Below are 17,244 nucleotides of genomic sequence, written 5' to 3'. Positions count from 1 at the left end.
AAACAGGGTTTTCTTTAATTAGAATATTTTTTTCACAAACTTGTTTTCAATTTATTTTCCAAAAATTAGTTGGTTTTTTTCATGATCGTTTGCAAGCGCCATTGATAGAGGATAGCACTAACGACTAAACTCGCTATTAAACCAATCCAGTAAGAATAGGCTCCCAAAGTTGTTACTTGGTCTAAGAATAAACCTAATGGAATGGACACAGCCCAGTAAGCAATTACTCCAAGATAAAAGGGAACAACCGTGTCCTTATAACCTCTGAGAATTCCTTGCAAAGGAGCTGCAACAGTGTCAGCTAATTGGAAAAATAGACTATAGGTTAGGAAGGTAGATGTTAGTTTAATGAAGTCTGGGTTATTTCCATATAAACTGGCTACGGCATCTCTCAAGATATAGAGAAAGCTTAAGGTAAAACCTGCAAATATCAACGCTATCCAACGACCAATTTTGATATAGGTCTTGGCATCATCAAAACGCTTTGCCCCAACCTCATAAGAAACCACTATTGCCATAGCAGAAGAAATGCTTACTGGAAAGGCATACATGAGAGTTGAGAAGTTCATGGCTGACTGGTGGCTGGCAATAATCATAGACGAAAACTTTGCCATAATCAAACCAACGACTGAAAAAATAATCACCTCAGCAAATACCGTACCACCGATTGGTAAGCCCAAACGAATCCCTTCTTTGATCTTCACTAGATCAAGCGGAAGTGGTTTTTCCAAATGAAACTCTTTTAACTTTTTCTGCTTTAAAAGAATGATGACTGAGATTCCAAGGAGGCACCAATAAGCTAACGAAGTTCCTAGTCCTGCTCCTGCGCCACCAAGCTCAGGGAAACCGAAAGCTCCATATATCAAGAGATAGTTAAAACCACTATTGAGCGGAAGTAATAGGAGCATGAGGTACATAGATAGCTTGGTCAATCCAAGAGAATCCAACAAAGAGCGAATGACACTGAACAGCAACAAGGGAATAATTCCAATAGACAGGTACCAAAGATAGGAAACTGCAACTGCCGCCACTTGAGCTTCTAGTCCGATGTTGGTTAAGACAGGTGGCGCTAAGAATACTACCATTCCAAGCAAGACCAAAGACAGTCCGAAAGCCAAGTAGATAAATTGGTAAAAATCAGATGCTACTTCTTCCTTTTTGCCCCGTCCCAGATGATGGCCTATGATGGGAACCATGGCCGAAACAATCCCTGTTAAAAAAGTAAAGAAAGGATTCCATAGACTCGTTGCGGTTGACACCCCCGCCAAGTCCATGGTATTGTACTGCCCAGTCATGGTTGTATCAACAAAAGAGGCAGAATAATTGGCAAATTGATAGATCAGAATAGGGAAAAATATCTTAAGAAATAAGACAAACTTGTCTTTAAATTGATGGGTTGGATACATATACGCTCTCTATTCTTATAGTTTCTAGAGCAGAATCCCATCTAGTTTTGGTAGACAATTTGTCCCTTGCAGATGGTATATTTAACCTGCCCTTTTAAAGTTTCACCGATAAATGGGGAATTAGCTGCTTTTGACGCAAAATGGGAGTCCACAAGGCGGTCAGCCTTAGCGTCAAAGATAGTGATATCCGCTGGACCATTCTCAGCCAAGTAACCTGCTTCAAAGTTGTAAAGCTTGGCTGGATTGACAGTCATTTTTTCTAGCAATTCCATCAAGCTCAACTCACCAGCTTCCACCAAATAAGTCAAACCAAGAGAAAGAGAGGTTTCCAAACCTGTCATACCAGATGGTGCTTTGGTGATATCTTCAACATTTTTCTCATCTGCATGGTGAGGCGCGTGGTCCGTTGCGATAACTGTGATAACACCTGACTTGAGACCTTCGATAACGGCACGACGGTCTGACTCCAAACGAAGTGGAGGATTCATTTTGGCATTGCTTCCTTGAGTTAAAAGAAGAGCTTCTGTCTTAGAGAAATGCTGTGTCGCTACTTCTGCTGTGACCTGCGCACCTAGTCCTTGAGCAAACTCCACCACCTTGACACTTTCTTCCTTAGACAAATGCTGGATGTGAACATGGGCCTTGGTTGCATAGGCAATCATAACATCGCGCGCAATCATAGCGTACTCAGCCACTCCTGTCGCTCCACAGATATGGAAATGTTCTTTAGCGATGTTTTCGTTAAAGCCAAGAATTCCATTCAAACCTGGATCTTCCTCATGAAGGCAGATAAAGGTATTGAGTTTTTTGGCTTCTACCATTGCTTCCTTAACCACTTTACTACTTTCAAGCGGAATTCCATCATCTGAAAAACCAACGGCTCCAGCTTCTAAAAGAGCCTTAAAGTCTGTCAAGTCTTGGCCATTAAAGTTCTTGGTAATAGTCGCAACTGTCTTGACGTTAATCTTTTCCTTGGCAGCAGACTGGAGAACTTCTTTCAAAGTCTCTACGTCCGAAATGGTTGGACTAGTATTAGCCATCATGACAACCGTTGTAAAACCACCTGCAGCAGCCGCTAGTGCCCCAGTATGGATGTCCTCCTTGTGGGTTTGACCAGGTTCACGGAAATGAACATGAATATCCACTAGTCCAGGCGCAACTACAAGACCAGTAGCATCAATTAGCTCTGCTCCTTCTTCCTTGATTTCGGCATCTATTTTGACAATTTTCCCATCTTGCACTAAAACATCACACACTTGATCCAAACCAGACTTGGGATCCATTACACGACCATTTTTGATTAGTAGCATTTGCTTTCTCCTTTATTCATAGAAATCAACTTGGGTATCCAATAATTTATCCCCATCATAAACAAACTTGGCTGAAAAGAAGGGTTTATCTTCTAAAAGCCACTCAACAAAAGTGTGATCACCCTCCCAAGTTGGCTTGCTCAAAACTTCATCATAGGGAACCCATTCTAAAGTTCCCTCGTTGCAGTCAATCAAGTCACCCTCAAACTCCGTCACCTTAAAAACATAGGTGTACCAGTCTAAATCTGGTGTGAATTCTGGAAAAGTGATAACACCTTTTAGAACCGGCTTGGCTTTGAGCCCTGTTTCTTCGAGGATTTCACGCGCTGCACATTCCTGTGGAGTCTCACCTCGCTCTAGCTTACCACCCACACCAATCCATTTGCCTTCGTGGACATCATTGGGCTTCTTATTACGATGGAGCATGAGCAGTTCTTTTCCGTTATCAATGTAGCAAATCGTCGCTAACTGAGGCATATTCTCTCCTTATCTAAGCCAATCGATTGGCTCTTGTCCTGTCTCTTTTAAGAATGCATTAGCCTTAGAAAAAGGCTTGGAACCCCAAAATCCTCTGTAAACAGATAAAGGACTTGGGTGAGCTGATTCGATAATCAAGTGGTGAGGATTGGTAACCAAGGCTTTCTTCTTACGTGCATAGGCTCCCCAGAGTACAAAAACGACTGGTCTGTCTAGATTATTAACAACCTGAATCACAGCATCCGTAAAAGGCTCCCAAATCTGCCCAGCATGACCATTGGCCTGTCCAGCAGGAACAGTCAAACAAGCATTGAGAAGTAAGACTCCTTGCTCAGCCCAAGCTGTCAAATCATGGGATGCTTTAACTCCGACATCATCTGCTAATTCTTTCAAGATATTTTGCAAGGATGGCGGAGCTGGAATAGCATCTGGAACCGAAAAACTCAAGCCCTGCGCCTGACCTGGCCCGTGATAAGGATCCTGCCCCAGAATCACCACCTTAACTTCTTCCAGAGGAGTAGTCAAGAGAGCCTGAAAAACCTTTTCCTTAGGTGGATAAACAATTCCCTGGGCATAGATCTGCTCCATAAACTGATTGATTTTCCCAAAATAACCCTCAGGTAATCGCTCCTTAATCAGAGCATGCCAAGATGAGTGTTGCATCTTTTTCTCCTTTACCGTATCCATCTAAAAGCACGTTTTAATTCATCCATACCATTCTCAAAAAAGCATAGGCCGTGTGCAAGTATAATCTTATCAGGTTTCCAGTTTAACATACGGGAAAAAGACATTCTTGCTTCCCTTTGTCTTCCTAAAAAAGTCATCCGATAATCGATAGGAGTTTGTCCATCAGGAGCTGTTACACGGGCTAAACGATAGATTTTTCTTCGGATTGGACTAGCTATCTTTTCCGGTTCAAAATTCTCTATAAGGTCCGTTACAATGAGTGTTTTAGTCGATTTATGAAAAAACACCACTTCTTCAATCGCAGAACTTCCCTTAAAAATAAGTTGATCAATCTCATCAGACCATAGGTCAGGAGCCTTATCTGTTAAGGGAGCATCGAATACCACCTTGACATTCTGACTTTTCGCTCTCTCTTCAACTCCTGGACTAGACCATGTTTGCGCATGAGGATATCTTTTTTTCCAATCTGCAATATAGGCGTAGTGAATCTTATTTGGTGAAATCAGGTAAGCGACTCTTCCCAAAGCATCCAGTTCAGTAAAGAGCTCCTCGTTTGGCGCGATTGGAGAATGAATCCAAAGTTTTCCATCCTTTAACTTAACCACCGTCATACGTGTCTGAAAAGGTAGTTTGAAGCCCTTCATATCCATTTGAATCAAATCACCGTCTACTATCCAGATATTTTGATCAACTTCCTTTAGTGTATACAATGGTTCATAAAGAGAAAGTTCTGGTCTTGACATCGTTTATCACTCCTTCGTTTTTACTGCTTCTATTATAGCAAAAAGTGGCTATCTAAACCACTTTTTACAGTTCTTATATATACTGTTATTGACCCAATTATTTGACATTAGTATTCACAGTATCAATCAGCCATTAAAAACTTTTCGATTGTATCAATAGCATAGGAAAGTTGATTATTTACAGATTTCATCCGTTCAAAATTAGTGCCCATATAGTAGAGTTCAGATAAACCACCCCTAGGGAGAAAGAGTGAATAGTGGATATTCATCTTCTCTCGAGTACTTAACTCTATATGATTGCTTATGATATACTTTAACTCTTTTAACGAATTTACTTGAGCAACCACACCTTTTAACTGATACTGCTCGATGAGATTTAGTAAGTTATCAATCTCTTCAATGACTTTAATTTCCATATCAACACCTCTTAGGGAAATCACTACATAGCATCCAAACAACCCAGCAAGTCTTGGTAAGAATGAACTTCGTAAGTCGGCTGAGCTTGTGTGTGATTTTCGAGGTGATGGGGATTGTACCAGATAGTATCAATTCCAGCATTATTACCACCTTGAATGTCGGCGGTTAGAGAATCTCCGATCATCAGCGCCTTTTCTTTATCAAATCCAGCAATCTCTTGACCGATTTTTTCATAGAATAGTGCATCAGGTTTTTGCGTTTGCAACTGCTCAGAGATAAAGACTTGGTTGAAATAGGGAGCCAGACCTGATTCAGCCAAACGACCTGTCTGAATAGCAGTAATGCCATTTGTCGCAGCGTACAGCTCATAATCACGCTCAATGAGACAGTCCAAAAGTTCATGAGCACCCGAAAGAGTTTGTCCCTGTTTGGCTAAGTAAAATTGGTAACGCTGAGCAAGTAACCTACCGTCTTTTTCCTGTCCAAAATGGGCAAATAAACGAGAAAAGCGCGTGTTAACCAGCTCTTGTTTACTGATTTTCTTTTGTTCCAAGTCCTTCCAGAGAGCCTTGTTCATAGGAACGTAGTATTCTTTATAGACTTGAATATCCGCAACTCCTTCTTCCTTTAGAAGTTGCGTCAAAGCCACATCCTCAGCAGCATCAAAATCAAGCAAGGTGTGATCAAGATCAAAAAGTAGAAATTTGTAGAACAATTTGAAGGTTTTCCTTTCTGAAATGAATTGATATTCACGATGATAAAATAGTTGAATTAAGAATATCAGGATGAAAGCAAATTATTCAGACTTCAAAACCACCTTCAAGAATAAATCGCTTGAGTAAATCTGATGTTTTTACATTTACCTTAAACGTTGTCAGTGTATTTCCAGCTATATTTTCAAAATACGACTTAGCCTTCTGTTTATCAACAGAATTTTTTAAAAGATCAAAACGACCAAATTCATTTAATGTTATTTCAGTCAACTTCATAGACATCATTTGTCTTAACAGTTCTTCATCAAGACCAAAGGTATCGCTTAAACGTTTAATTCGATCATAATGAATTTGAACCTGATAGTCATTAATGTAGTCACGAAGTGTCAGTGTACTATCTACCTCTATCTCCCCATTTTGAATATCGTGTAAGATTAAATTTGCAATTTTTTGCTCTTCCTGTGTCAGGGTTGCAAAGGTTTTGTGCAGTTCATTCAAAAGACTTTCAGATTCCTCCGTTCCCAAAGCTTTAATATACTTTTGGAAACGAGAATTCATATAGTCAGCATCAATCATTCCAGTATCTATTTCAATTATAGAGGTTGACAAATCAAATGGTACATCACCTGGACCTTTGCCTCCACCCCCATTACTCATCAGTTCCTTATAGCGAATAACTAAAATGTTATACGTCGTCTCATCGCATACTACATCCACTACTGATTTTTTCTTTCCAGCACCTTTTGAAATTTCGTAGTGTAATTTAGACCATTTAAAGCCTTGAATTCGAGCTGCTTCAAGATAATCGTTAAACGAATTAAATAGTTTAGCAAATTTTGCTTTTTCACTTCTCTCAGCAGGAAGTTTCTCAAAATTTTCTACACCGGAACTTTCAAAAATTTCTCGAATCTGATAAAAAAGAGCATTTAGCATTACTAAATTCTGATCTAACTTATTGACAAAAAGCTCTACAGGACTGTCGCCTGAATAAAGCTGAACTGCATCTTCAATATTACGTTCCATAGTGTGAGGCTTACGATAATAGCGGATGGTACCAAATGGTTTATCCTCTCCAAAAATCCTATTAGTTCGAGAAAATGCTTGGATAATCAGTTCATCCTTCATCAACTGGTCTACATAAAGAGTATTAACCCATTTAGAATCAAAACCTGTTAACATTTGATTTACAACGATAAGTAAGTCTAATTGCTTTTCTGGCTCTCTTTCAATCCATTTATGCTGGTGTTTATGCGCCAAACGATTAGAAACATCCTTTTTGAAACGATCATGAGATGCCAAAGTGTAAAGTTGACCATACTGTTTCTCATAATCCGTTAGAATCTCTACAAGAGCATCTTCTTTATAATCAAAGTCGTCATTATTATCAACATTTGGATCAAATAACGCTGTTACTCTTAACTCAGGCTTTATTGCTTTCAGCAATCGATAATAAGAAATAGCTTCTTGGATACTGCTAGTCGCAAAAATAGCATGGAATTTTCCGTTACGACTCAAGGTTAGCCAATTATCACAGATGTCCTTCGCAACAGCTTTCTGATAGTCAGGTGTTAGATATTGATTTTTTGGTATGTAGTCTTCAATTCCTTTGATGTACTTCTCTTTTCTATTCATAAAGCCTGCCATCTTGACTTTTGAACCATCCATAAAGTGATAGTAGACTTTACTCTTTTCTGGCTTACTAACTGCTTCTTCTACACTAGAAGCGTTCGCCTGATCTAGGGCTACTTTTTCTCTGATTTCACGATCCTTATAGATTAAGACTTTATAAGGATCAAAACCTAAAACATTTTTATCGCGAATTCCATCTGCGATGGTGTAATGATGTAATTCTTGACCAAAAATCGAAGTTGTTGTATTCTTTTTTCGCTCATTTTCCTTTTTAATAGGCGTACCAGTAAAACCGAAGAACAGAGCTTGAGGAAAGGTCTCTTTAATGGTAATCATCATCTCACCAAAAGTAGAGCGATGAGCCTCATCGATGATAAATACAATCCTATTCTTTCTCATCTCTTCCAGCTCTGCATCGGTCATCCCGTCCTCCTCTTTGATATTACTCATTTTTTGAATGGAGGTAACAATCAAAGTATTTTCGGGAGACTTACTTTTCAAGCGAGTCTTGAGCATAGTGGTATTTTTTGTTTCTTGAACTGATTCTCTCTCCTCTGCAAAACCTCGATATTCTTTTATAGACTGAGTGCCTAGTTCAATTCTATCCAATAAAAATATTACTTTATCTGCATCTTTTGAGTTAGCAATTAGCTGGGCAGCTTTAAAACTAGTCATGGTCTTGCCAGATCCTGTTGTATGCCAAATAAAACCACCAAGCTGATTGCGATCAGCCCACTTATTTTTAGCTACCCGGTCAGAAATTGCTGCAACTGCATAGTATTGGTAGCTACGTAAAACTTTTAAAATTCCATCCGACTGGTCAGCTATAGTGTAATAACCGATTAGCTGATGCGCCATCGGAATTGACAAAAGATAAACAGCAATATCTTTCCAGTTGTTGATTAACTCATTATTAAAATCTTCCCAATGGAAATAATAATCTGGATTAAAACGTCCATCCGGTCCTGGATTGGCAAAGTAGACAGTTTCATTAGGCTCCATGGCCACAAAGATTTGAACCAAAGAGAAGAACCCTGTGAAAATGCCCTCTCTGGCATACTTTTCGATTTGTGCTGTGGCCTGACTTACTGGAACACCATTGCGTTTTAGCTCCAAGTGAAATACTGGCATTCCATTAATCAAAAGCATCAAATCGCCTCGTCTATCATGGAGAATGGGAGATTTTGTTGGAAATTGAGGTTGTCTTGCAATCTGATAGCGACTTGAACCTGCAGCAATCTCCTTACGGTTATAGATTTTGAGACTGATCTCTTTTCCGAAATGCTCAGGATCTGCTGGATTGTCTCTTTTGACTGAGACAGAACCTCCGTTAATAAAACCATTCAGTTTTAGTGGTGTTCGGAGATTTTCAATCTGCTCTAAAATCTGAGTCATTTCACCGTCTGTTAAAGGCTGGTCATTGAGACGGTCGCGTTCACGGTTGTTATCAAAGAGAATCTTGGCCCAATTCTCAATCAGATCCTGCTCAGTAGGGTAATAGAGGATTTCTTTTTCCCAACCCTTTGTAAAAAGTACCTCTATCAAGGCCTGTTCAAAATCAGCTTCTTTGCTAAAAACAGTCATCTGTAACTCCTTTACATCATCATTTGTTCAAGTAAAGCTTTTTTCATATTCTGCAGTTTGTCCAGTCTACGCTGTTGAAGGGCAATGAACTTGTCTAGGTCTTGGAAGAGGGATGACAGGATGGAAATCTCTCTAAAATCATTAGGGATAACTAAACTAATCTCTGACATTACATTATTCATTAGTTTCGGGTTGCCAACTTTTGAAACATATTTCCAAGCTTCGTTATTTAATATTTCTGCAATCACTTTATTAGCAAAACCTTCATCAGACAATAAAACGCCGTTCACATTTGTACTATAAAATTTTCCTTCCCTATAATTTACCGTTCCGGCATTTGCTCCATCAGTTGTCCAAGTTATTGCTGTTTCAAATAAATATTTATCATAATATCCTAACAATCCTTCATTTTTGGTTTGAGAAGAATATACGGGATATTTATGAGTATCTGTTTTTTCTTCTGATATCTCCGTTGTTGCTAGTACTTGTCCCCTAGTAACTCTAAAAATATCTGAAACTTTCACTTCCTTCCACTCATCTTCAAACCCTGCGAAGCGAAGGACTGGTTTCTTTTGTCCTTTGGCTGGGGAGAGGAGCTTGAGGTAGGTTTTCTTCTGCTCTTTGAGAACCTCTAACTTACGCTGTTGAAGTGTAATGAGCTTGTCCAGATCTTGGAAGAAGTTGCCAATGGCCCTTTGTTCGGGTGGGGTAGGGAGAGAGATTTTTGTTTCTAAAATATTTTTATTATAGAGTCGCTTAATTGTAGTTCCTTCAATGCCAGACCAAGTTACGATAGAATAAAATTGTTTTAAAAAACTGTTCTCAATTTTACCTGAATGATTTAGCCAAACAATATTAGAATCTTGGTAATATTCTTCTTGTCCACTATACTCTACAACGCGTCCGATGCTGCCAGATGCAGATATAAGCAAGTCACCTTTATTAGGATATGGATATTTAGCCTTATACTCTTCAAACTTTTTTCTGGTTATATAAGTATCTGCTTTTCCACCAAAAGTTCCGATTTTGAAAAAAGGAATTTCAAAGTTTTCGGAAGTCTCTTCTTTAAATATTCGCTTGCACATCTCAACGGAACCTAAATCCCCCAACTTTCGCTTTTTCCACACATCATCTAAAAATTCTTTGAAACGAATAGCTGGTGCTTTTCTTTCTTCCGTCATCCTATTTTCCATTTAGGAGATTTTGAAACTCCCTCAATCCTTTCATATCAAATTCTGCCCCTTCCAACTGGTCAATCATATCAGATAGACTTTGCTCGACAGCTGCTAGCTCTTTGCTGACATCTTCAAAAGTTTCCGAGTATTTATCCGCTACTCCTGTGACATGTTTTATTAGCTGAGTAAATAAGACATCTGGTAATTGATTCAGCTGCTCAACGACCGGAACAATCCATTTCTTCTCAAGCAGTTCATTGGCTTCCTCATCTGACAAGCTTTCAATAACTTGCTTCGTTTTCAAATGAAGCTCTTTCTCTGCTTTCTTAACTATAGCAGCTAGTTGCTTTTCTTCGTCTTGAAGTTCAATGACATTCTGTAAAGTAGCCTCAAAGCTTCCTTCTTCAAAAACTGTTTGACGTTGCAACCACAGGATATAGCTTCTCACACTAACTACTCCGTAAGTTTTGTCTTTTAATGTCTCCATTGATGACCAGGATACTTCAGGGTGAGCAGCTATAAAATCCATTTTTTCTGCTTTCTTAGCTTTCCTATCTAACAGATCGAGATAAGTTCTTAAAGTCGAAATCTCCAAGCTATCCACTTCGGCATAAATATCCTCCAGCAATAGATTGACTTCCTTAGTGATAAAACCATCTTGCTCGTCAGTTAAAATCTGAAGTTCTTTTTCTTCTTCAGAAAGATTATCAATCAATTGAACATATGTATCCTTAATCTCTTGCAACCTAGCTTTTTGAGCTTTTATCTGCTCCAATTCTTCTGTAAGGTGGACCTCTTGAACCAACTCAAAAGGTAGTATGCGACCTATCCAGCCTTCCTGTTGTTCTTCTGGTTCTTTTCCCTTCTTTTTCTTTATGACAATATTTGGATCCACGCGCTTAACAGTTTGAAATCCTTCAGTCTGTATCATCTCCAAATCCTGAGAAATTTCCTGCCATCCATCGTCTAAAAGTTGATAGGCAGTGTAAGGATCAACTATGGGATAGTCATATAAATTCTTGAATAGCTGCTGACTAATCACAGACTCGGCCTGGGGTAAAGAAACAGATAAAGCCTGAACTACCAAATAATCATATAGGTATGTAGAAAACGATTCAAAGCTCTGATGATAATCGGATAAGAATTTTTTTATATCCTTATTATTTAAAATCACTTGTTTTAAGTCTGGACTTTTAAACTCGACATAAGGAGATCCATCATCTTCAAAAAGGTCAGAAAATAAACTGGGGAAAGCGCACCAAAAAGGATCTAATTTGGCCAGCTCTGATTTAGGAATTCCCCCATACATAGAAGCATAAATATCCCAAGATTCCTGAGGTTCAGATGAATCAACATAACGTGGGATGTTAAGGTTATAGTCTTGCTGGCGAAGCTCTTCTTTTGATACCAGACGAGAATATCCCTCTATCGTTTCACGATTATTTACAATATCAACAATCTTCTTAATGTCAGAAGCACGAAGTTGGTTGTTTTTCCCAACTTTTACAAAGCCTTTAGAGGCATCTACAATCAAGATATCATCTCTATCTCTATGCTGTTTTAGCACCATAATAATCGTAGGAATCCCTGTACCAAAAAAGATATTTGAAGGCAGACCAATAATTGCATCAATCTTATTTTTTTCGATTAAATTCATACGAATTTTTCTTTCTTCGCCCCCTCGAAAAAGAACACCATGAGGAAGAACAATAGCCATAATGCCATCCGGCTTTAAATGGTATAAATCATGAAGCAAAAAAGCGTAATCTGCTTTGGTTCGAGGAGCTAAACCAAAACCAAAGTAGCGGGGATCATCTTCTTTATGTTCAGAATCCCATTTCTGCGAATAAGGTGGATTTGAAACAACAGCATCAACGTAGAGTGGATTATAAGTATTCACAGGATCGTTTTCATTAAAATAAGGCCAGTCATCCTCCAAGGTATCCCCGTTTCGAGTGATAATATTGGATGGCAAAATTCCTCGCATAATCAAATTCATACGTGTCAAATTGTAGGTGTTGCTCTTTAATTCTTGGGCATAATATTGGATTTTATTTTCCCCTTGGATAAATTTTGAAGCAGATTGCCCGATGTTGATGAGCAAAGAGCCCGATCCACTAGTCGGATCATAAATTTTAATCTCATCTTTATCATGGAGATGATGGGCCACAATTTCAGAGATTAGTACAGAGACTTCGTGAGGGGTATAAAACTCCCCTGCCTTTTTACCAGCATTTGCTGCAAACATGCTAATCAGATATTCGTAAATGAAGCCCAAAACATCGTAGTCTCTTCTCCCTTCCATAGGAATTGACTTAATTAATGTAAGAAGTCTGCTAATAGCTTTTGTCTGAGAAGCAGATGATTCTCCAAGCTTACTTAGGCCAGTTTGGAGAGTATCAAAGACGCCATCAAAAACATGTTTATGTCCTTTACCAATTAATCGATTAAATGCTGACAAGGCATCTCGAACATTCGATACATCGAAATCAACCCCTTTTTTAATCCAAGTAGAAAAGAGATTATCATAACTGATAAAATAACCAATTTTTTCTTGTATATATTTTACAGTTTCTTCATCAGACTCTGATAAATCAGATAGATCGTCACCGTATCCTTCTTGAGAAAGGAATTGTTCTTCTTTATCTGATAAAAACTTGTAAAACATAAATCCTAGAATATAATCTTTATATTCGTTGGCTTCTATTTTAGAACGCATTTCATTGGCTGATTCCCAAATTTTTGCAGCTAATTGTTGCTTATTCATATTTGTATCCTATTAATCTAAAATATATTTACTTTCTATTATACCACAAGTAGCAAAAAGCAGTTCTTCATTTTACGAAAAACTGCTTTTACTAACTAGTTTTTAATGCATAGAGTCATCTCTTTGTTCTCTACTTTACATATAAATCTTTAAAGAGACCGTCCACTTCTGCTATTTGATAGAGCAAGTTGGATAGTTCTTGGTAATCTTCTTTTAAACATGAAAGGTGGGCTTGACCAAATAAAGAAGCCAACTCCTCTTTTAATCTTGCCCCTTCTGGATCATGATCTTTTAAAAATTTACTGAGATAGAGACTTCGAACAGCCGCAAGTTTAAAGCTGAAATATTGATGCAATTGTTTTTGCTCGGTATTTAAGCCGTTTTCAGCAACTGCTTTTGCATAGCATTTCAAAACACCGTTTTGACCATTCAGATATCGGGACTTTATAATCTTTGCTGTTTCCTGATAGATTTCAGTCTGACTAGGAGTCTTGAGCCGCTTAAAATTCCCCCACATGGAGTAGGCTCCACGCTTATAGTCAATAGCCTCTGCCTTCCAGGCTTCTAGTATGTCATTAAAAGCAACCTTCATACAGGCAAAACCATCTGGATCGTGCAAATAGAGATACCGATCATCAATGTCATACACGGTTACAAAATGATCCACACCATAAAGGATTGTGTGATTGGGGTTGTAGGTCAGATGGCCCATATCAAGAGGTCCCAGTACGACAGGTCCATTGAACAGAAACGTTTCCAACTTTCTTTTAATCTCTTCCAAATCTACTTCTGCTCCATTCTTTAGATAGAAATCCTCATAGTCAAATCCAAGTATTTTTAAAGAATGAGAGATAGAAAGATCTGGCATACCATTATCAAAGAATACTAGAGGGTGTTGTTCATCTTCCTTTACGATACTAGCGCCATTGCCCATTACCATGATTGCCTCTAAAAACTCTGCTTTAAAGTCATAACCATAGGCATCCAGTGCCATTGCCAATGAATAGCTATAGCAAAGCGACACATCTCCAAAATACATCTGCATATTCCTGCCTCCTTATCTTCTATGGGACTATTATACCGAGAAAACTATTCTCATGCCCCATAAAATCCAAACGAAAATTATGGTATGTTTGATTTATAGACATGAATTTCTTTATACTTAAATTTAAATTGAATTGTAATTCTTTTTTGCATAAGTTATTTCCCAAACAAAGCAAAACTCTGTAAAAGATACCTTCTACAGAGTCAGCTTTCCATCTTTATAAAAAATAGAAAATTATCTAGTCCTTGCTTACTGGTATCCAGAGTTCCATTTGATAGTCTGGTGACGACATATCTCCTTCGGTATAGACTTCAAAGTCTGGTGAGCCTGAGTGGCGATAGCCTGTTTCTGGGAAAAAAACCTCCAAAACATACTTCCAAGCATTGTGAATACTAGCTGGTATAGGGCCTTTGACAGGAACGATAGCATATTCAGCTTCTGGAATTTCTTTGATGGACAGATCTAGTTCTTCTGCTTTCGCTTTATCCGTCACATCATAAGCAGCCATGTAGTTGATGATTTCGCCTTCTTTGACATCCGAGCAGACGCCAAAGTATTGGCCACTACCTAAACTTTCTAAGCTTTCAAAACTGTGATGGGCATAGAGTTGCTCCCAAGCAGACGGGCATTTGCTATTGTCAATAGCTTCCAATAGGACGCCTGCCACGATAAATGCAGGCTTCTTTTGAATCTTGATATCCATGTTCTTTCCTCCTGTGATTTTTAAGGATAATTGAAGCTTAGGAAAGACCCGATAAGGTTTTCCATTTCGAACTTCTGAGGGAGTTGCGCCATGGAATTTCTTAAAGGCCGCACTAAAAGCATCCGAAGAGTCATAGCCATATTTCATTGCTATGTCAATGACTTTCTCAGAGCTTTCCCGCAAATCCATCACAGCCTCTGACAGCCTGCGATTGCGCAAGTATTCTGCTAATGTCATATCTGCCAGGATAGAAAATAGCCTGCTAAAGAGAGGGTAAGAATAGCCCGATAGCTGCTGAAATCTTTTCATATCCACTTCTCCAGTCAGCTGCTGCTCCAAATAATCCATGGTTTGATTGAATTGATGCATCATATTCTTCTTTTCTTACCTCCATAAGATACAAAGGTCATTAAAAGTAAAGTGAAAATAGGAAAATTAACGCTGGTGCTTCTGATTCTAGGCAATTTTTTCTTTTTCGCATAAGCTTTTAGGCTGTGTTCAATTCTATCTATATTCTAACAAATATAAGATACTTCCAACCTAGAATCTTTGTACAAGATTTAAAGGTTCAAATTCTTATAACTTATCTTTTAATTTCTCAACAAAGAGATAGGCTGCTGGGCAGGTCAAGGTATTCTTAATCGTCAGATGATTAATTTGATAAATCTTCTTGCGATCTGTATGAGGGAACTCGCGGCAAGCCTTTGGTCGAACGTCGTAGATTGAGCAGAGATTGTCTCCTCCTAGAAAGGGGCAAGGCATGGATTTGAAAACCTTGTCCCCATCTTCATCTACCTGAAGGAATTCCGCTTCAAAAGCTGGTAATTTCATCTTAAAATACTTAGCGATACGGGTGATATCTGCTTCTTTAAAGTCTGGTCCCAAAGTCTTACAACAGTTAGCGCAGGCGGTACAATCAATCTCAGCAAAGACTTCTTGGTGAATCTGCTGCGCAATCTTATCTAAGTTTTTAGGTGGCTTTTTCTTTAGATTGGCTAAAACTTTGCGATGTTCCTTCTGCTTTTGCAAAGCTAGCTGGTGGTAATACTCAATATCAATCTCTTTAAACATAATTTCTTCCTAATACAAGTTTTTAGTCTATTATACCATAAACACTGCCCCCTTTTATGCCCCTCAAACACAAAAAAAGCCCTTCGGATAAAATCCGAGGGGCTAAAAACGTTGTTAAATCAACGATTATTTTTTCAAGTTGTAGAATGATTTCAATCCACGGTATTCAGCTACTTCACCAAGTTGGTCTTCGATACGAAGCAATTGGTTGTATTTAGCGATACGGTCTGTACGTGAAAGTGAACCAGTCTTGATTTGTCCTGCGTTAGTTGCAACTGCGATGTCAGCGATTGTTGAATCTTCAGTTTCACCTGAACGGTGTGATACAACAGCAGTGTAACCAGCTTCTTTCGCCATTTCGATAGCATCGAATGTTTCAGTAAGAGTACCGATTTGGTTAACTTTGATAAGGATTGAGTTAGCAGCACCTTCTGCAATACCTTTTTCAAGGTAAGAAGTGTTTGTTACGAAGAAGTCGTCACCAACCAATTGTACTTTACCACCAAGACGTTCAGTAAGAGCTTTCCAACCGTCCCAGTCGTTTTCATCCATACCATCTTCGATAGTGATGATTGGGTATTTGTTTACCAATTCTTCAAGGTAGTCGATTTGTTCTGCAGCAGTACGTACAGCAGCTCCTTCACCTTCGAATTTAGTGTAGTCGTAAACTTTACGTTCTTTATCGTAGAATTCTGATGATGCACAGTCAAATCCGATAAATACGTCTTTACCAGGAACATATCCAGCAGCTTCGATCGCAGCAAGGATAGTTTCAACACCGTCTTCAGTTCCTTCAAAACGAGGAGCGAATCCACCTTCGTCACCTACGGCTGTTTCAAGACCACGAGATTTAAGGATTTTCTTAAGAGCGTGGAAGATTTCAGCACCCCAACGAAGAGCTTCTTTGAATGATGGTGCACCAGCAGGTACAATCATGAATTCTTGGAAAGCGATTGGAGCATCTGAGTGAGAACCACCGTTGATGATGTTCATCATTGGAGTTGGAAGAACTTTAGTGTTGAATCCACCAAGGTAGCTGTAAAGTGGGATTTCAAGGTAGTCAGCAGCAGCACGAGCTACAGCGATAGACACACCAAGAATTGCGTTTGCACCCAATTTACCTTTGTTAGGAGTACCGTCAAGTGCGATCATAGCACGGTCAATAGCTTGTTGGTCACGTACATCGTAGCCGATGATAGCTTCAGCAATGATGTTGTTTACGTTGTCAACAGCTTTTTGTGTACCAAGACCACCGTAACGAGATTTGTCACCGTCGCGAAGTTCAACTGCTTCGTGTTCACCAGTAGAAGCTCCTGATGGAACCATACCACGTCCGAAAGCACCTGATTCAGTATAAACTTCTACTTCAAGTGTTGGGTTACCGCGTGAGTCTAGGACTTCGCGAGCGTAAACATCAGTAATAATTGACATTTTTTACTCTCCTTTGAGTTAAATTTTTTACACCTCTATGATACCTTAAAAATAAGAGTTTTTCAAGAAAAAACGTTATCTTTGTG

At 38.8% G+C, this 17,244-nt stretch carries 14 protein-coding genes; all 14 read right to left on the bottom strand.

Features of this window, described 5'->3' with window-relative positions; all coding sequences use genetic code 11:
* Positions 1 to 65 precede the first annotated feature (65 nt).
* On the bottom strand, positions 66 to 1,406 hold the full coding sequence (locus HMPREF2885_RS07445) for an MATE family efflux transporter (protein ID WP_070657670.1): 1,341 nt from the start codon (positions 1,404 to 1,406) through the stop codon (positions 66 to 68).
* Positions 1,407 to 1,447: 41 nt separating this feature from the next.
* Positions 1,448 to 2,716, bottom strand: a complete 1,269-nt coding sequence (locus tag HMPREF2885_RS07440) for a dihydroorotase (protein ID WP_070657668.1) — start codon at positions 2,714 to 2,716, stop codon at positions 1,448 to 1,450.
* A 12-nt stretch (positions 2,717 to 2,728) separates the two neighbouring features.
* On the bottom strand, positions 2,729 to 3,193 hold the full coding sequence (locus HMPREF2885_RS07435; RefSeq protein WP_001135768.1) for an NUDIX hydrolase: 465 nt from the start codon (positions 3,191 to 3,193) through the stop codon (positions 2,729 to 2,731).
* Between the two features lie 9 nt (positions 3,194 to 3,202).
* Positions 3,203 to 3,856, bottom strand: a complete 654-nt coding sequence (locus tag HMPREF2885_RS07430) for a uracil-DNA glycosylase (protein ID WP_070657667.1) — start codon at positions 3,854 to 3,856, stop codon at positions 3,203 to 3,205.
* Positions 3,857 to 3,867: 11 nt separating this feature from the next.
* Complete coding sequence (locus tag HMPREF2885_RS07425) at positions 3,868 to 4,623, bottom strand: DUF4336 domain-containing protein (protein WP_049518721.1); 756 nt, start codon at positions 4,621 to 4,623, stop codon at positions 3,868 to 3,870.
* 122 nt (positions 4,624 to 4,745) lie between these two features.
* Complete coding sequence (locus HMPREF2885_RS07420; RefSeq protein WP_070657664.1) at positions 4,746 to 5,039, bottom strand: hypothetical protein; 294 nt, start codon at positions 5,037 to 5,039, stop codon at positions 4,746 to 4,748.
* Between the two features lie 23 nt (positions 5,040 to 5,062).
* The gene (locus HMPREF2885_RS07415) at positions 5,063 to 5,755 is read right to left on the bottom strand and encodes a pyrimidine 5'-nucleotidase PynA (protein WP_070657662.1); all 693 of its coding nucleotides are present in this window, start codon (positions 5,753 to 5,755) and stop codon (positions 5,063 to 5,065) included.
* Positions 5,756 to 5,840: 85 nt separating this feature from the next.
* On the bottom strand, positions 5,841 to 8,966 hold the full coding sequence (locus HMPREF2885_RS07410) for a type I restriction endonuclease subunit R, EcoR124 family (protein WP_070657661.1): 3,126 nt from the start codon (positions 8,964 to 8,966) through the stop codon (positions 5,841 to 5,843).
* 11 nt (positions 8,967 to 8,977) lie between these two features.
* Positions 8,978 to 10,147: a restriction endonuclease subunit S gene (locus HMPREF2885_RS07405; RefSeq protein ID WP_070657659.1), complete on the bottom strand. Its 1,170-nt coding sequence runs from the start codon at positions 10,145 to 10,147 to the stop codon at positions 8,978 to 8,980.
* Position 10,148: 1 nt separating this feature from the next.
* Positions 10,149 to 12,908, bottom strand: coding sequence for a type I restriction-modification system subunit M (locus HMPREF2885_RS07400; protein ID WP_070657657.1), 2,760 nt, complete (start codon positions 12,906 to 12,908; stop codon positions 10,149 to 10,151).
* A 130-nt stretch (positions 12,909 to 13,038) separates the two neighbouring features.
* Positions 13,039 to 13,953 carry a peptidase gene (locus HMPREF2885_RS07395; protein WP_070657655.1) on the bottom strand — a complete coding sequence of 305 codons (915 nt, stop codon included), beginning with the start codon at positions 13,951 to 13,953 and terminating at the stop codon, positions 13,039 to 13,041.
* A 238-nt stretch (positions 13,954 to 14,191) separates the two neighbouring features.
* Positions 14,192 to 15,028, bottom strand: coding sequence for an AraC family transcriptional regulator (locus HMPREF2885_RS07390; protein WP_070657653.1), 837 nt, complete (start codon positions 15,026 to 15,028; stop codon positions 14,192 to 14,194).
* A gap of 204 nt (positions 15,029 to 15,232) precedes the next feature.
* On the bottom strand, positions 15,233 to 15,727 hold the full coding sequence (locus tag HMPREF2885_RS07385; RefSeq protein WP_070657652.1) for a YkgJ family cysteine cluster protein: 495 nt from the start codon (positions 15,725 to 15,727) through the stop codon (positions 15,233 to 15,235).
* A 126-nt stretch (positions 15,728 to 15,853) separates the two neighbouring features.
* On the bottom strand, positions 15,854 to 17,158 hold the full coding sequence (gene eno / locus HMPREF2885_RS07380; RefSeq protein WP_000022821.1) for a surface-displayed alpha-enolase: 1,305 nt from the start codon (positions 17,156 to 17,158) through the stop codon (positions 15,854 to 15,856).
* Between the last annotated feature and the right edge of the window lie 86 nt (positions 17,159 to 17,244).

The sequence above is a fragment of the Streptococcus sp. HMSC062H02 genome (assembly GCF_001813005.1).
Classification (GTDB): Bacteria; Bacillota; Bacilli; order Lactobacillales; family Streptococcaceae; genus Streptococcus; species Streptococcus oralis_S.
The sequence above is the reverse complement of the archived record's forward strand: the minus strand, read 5'-3'. Positions and strand labels throughout refer to the sequence as shown.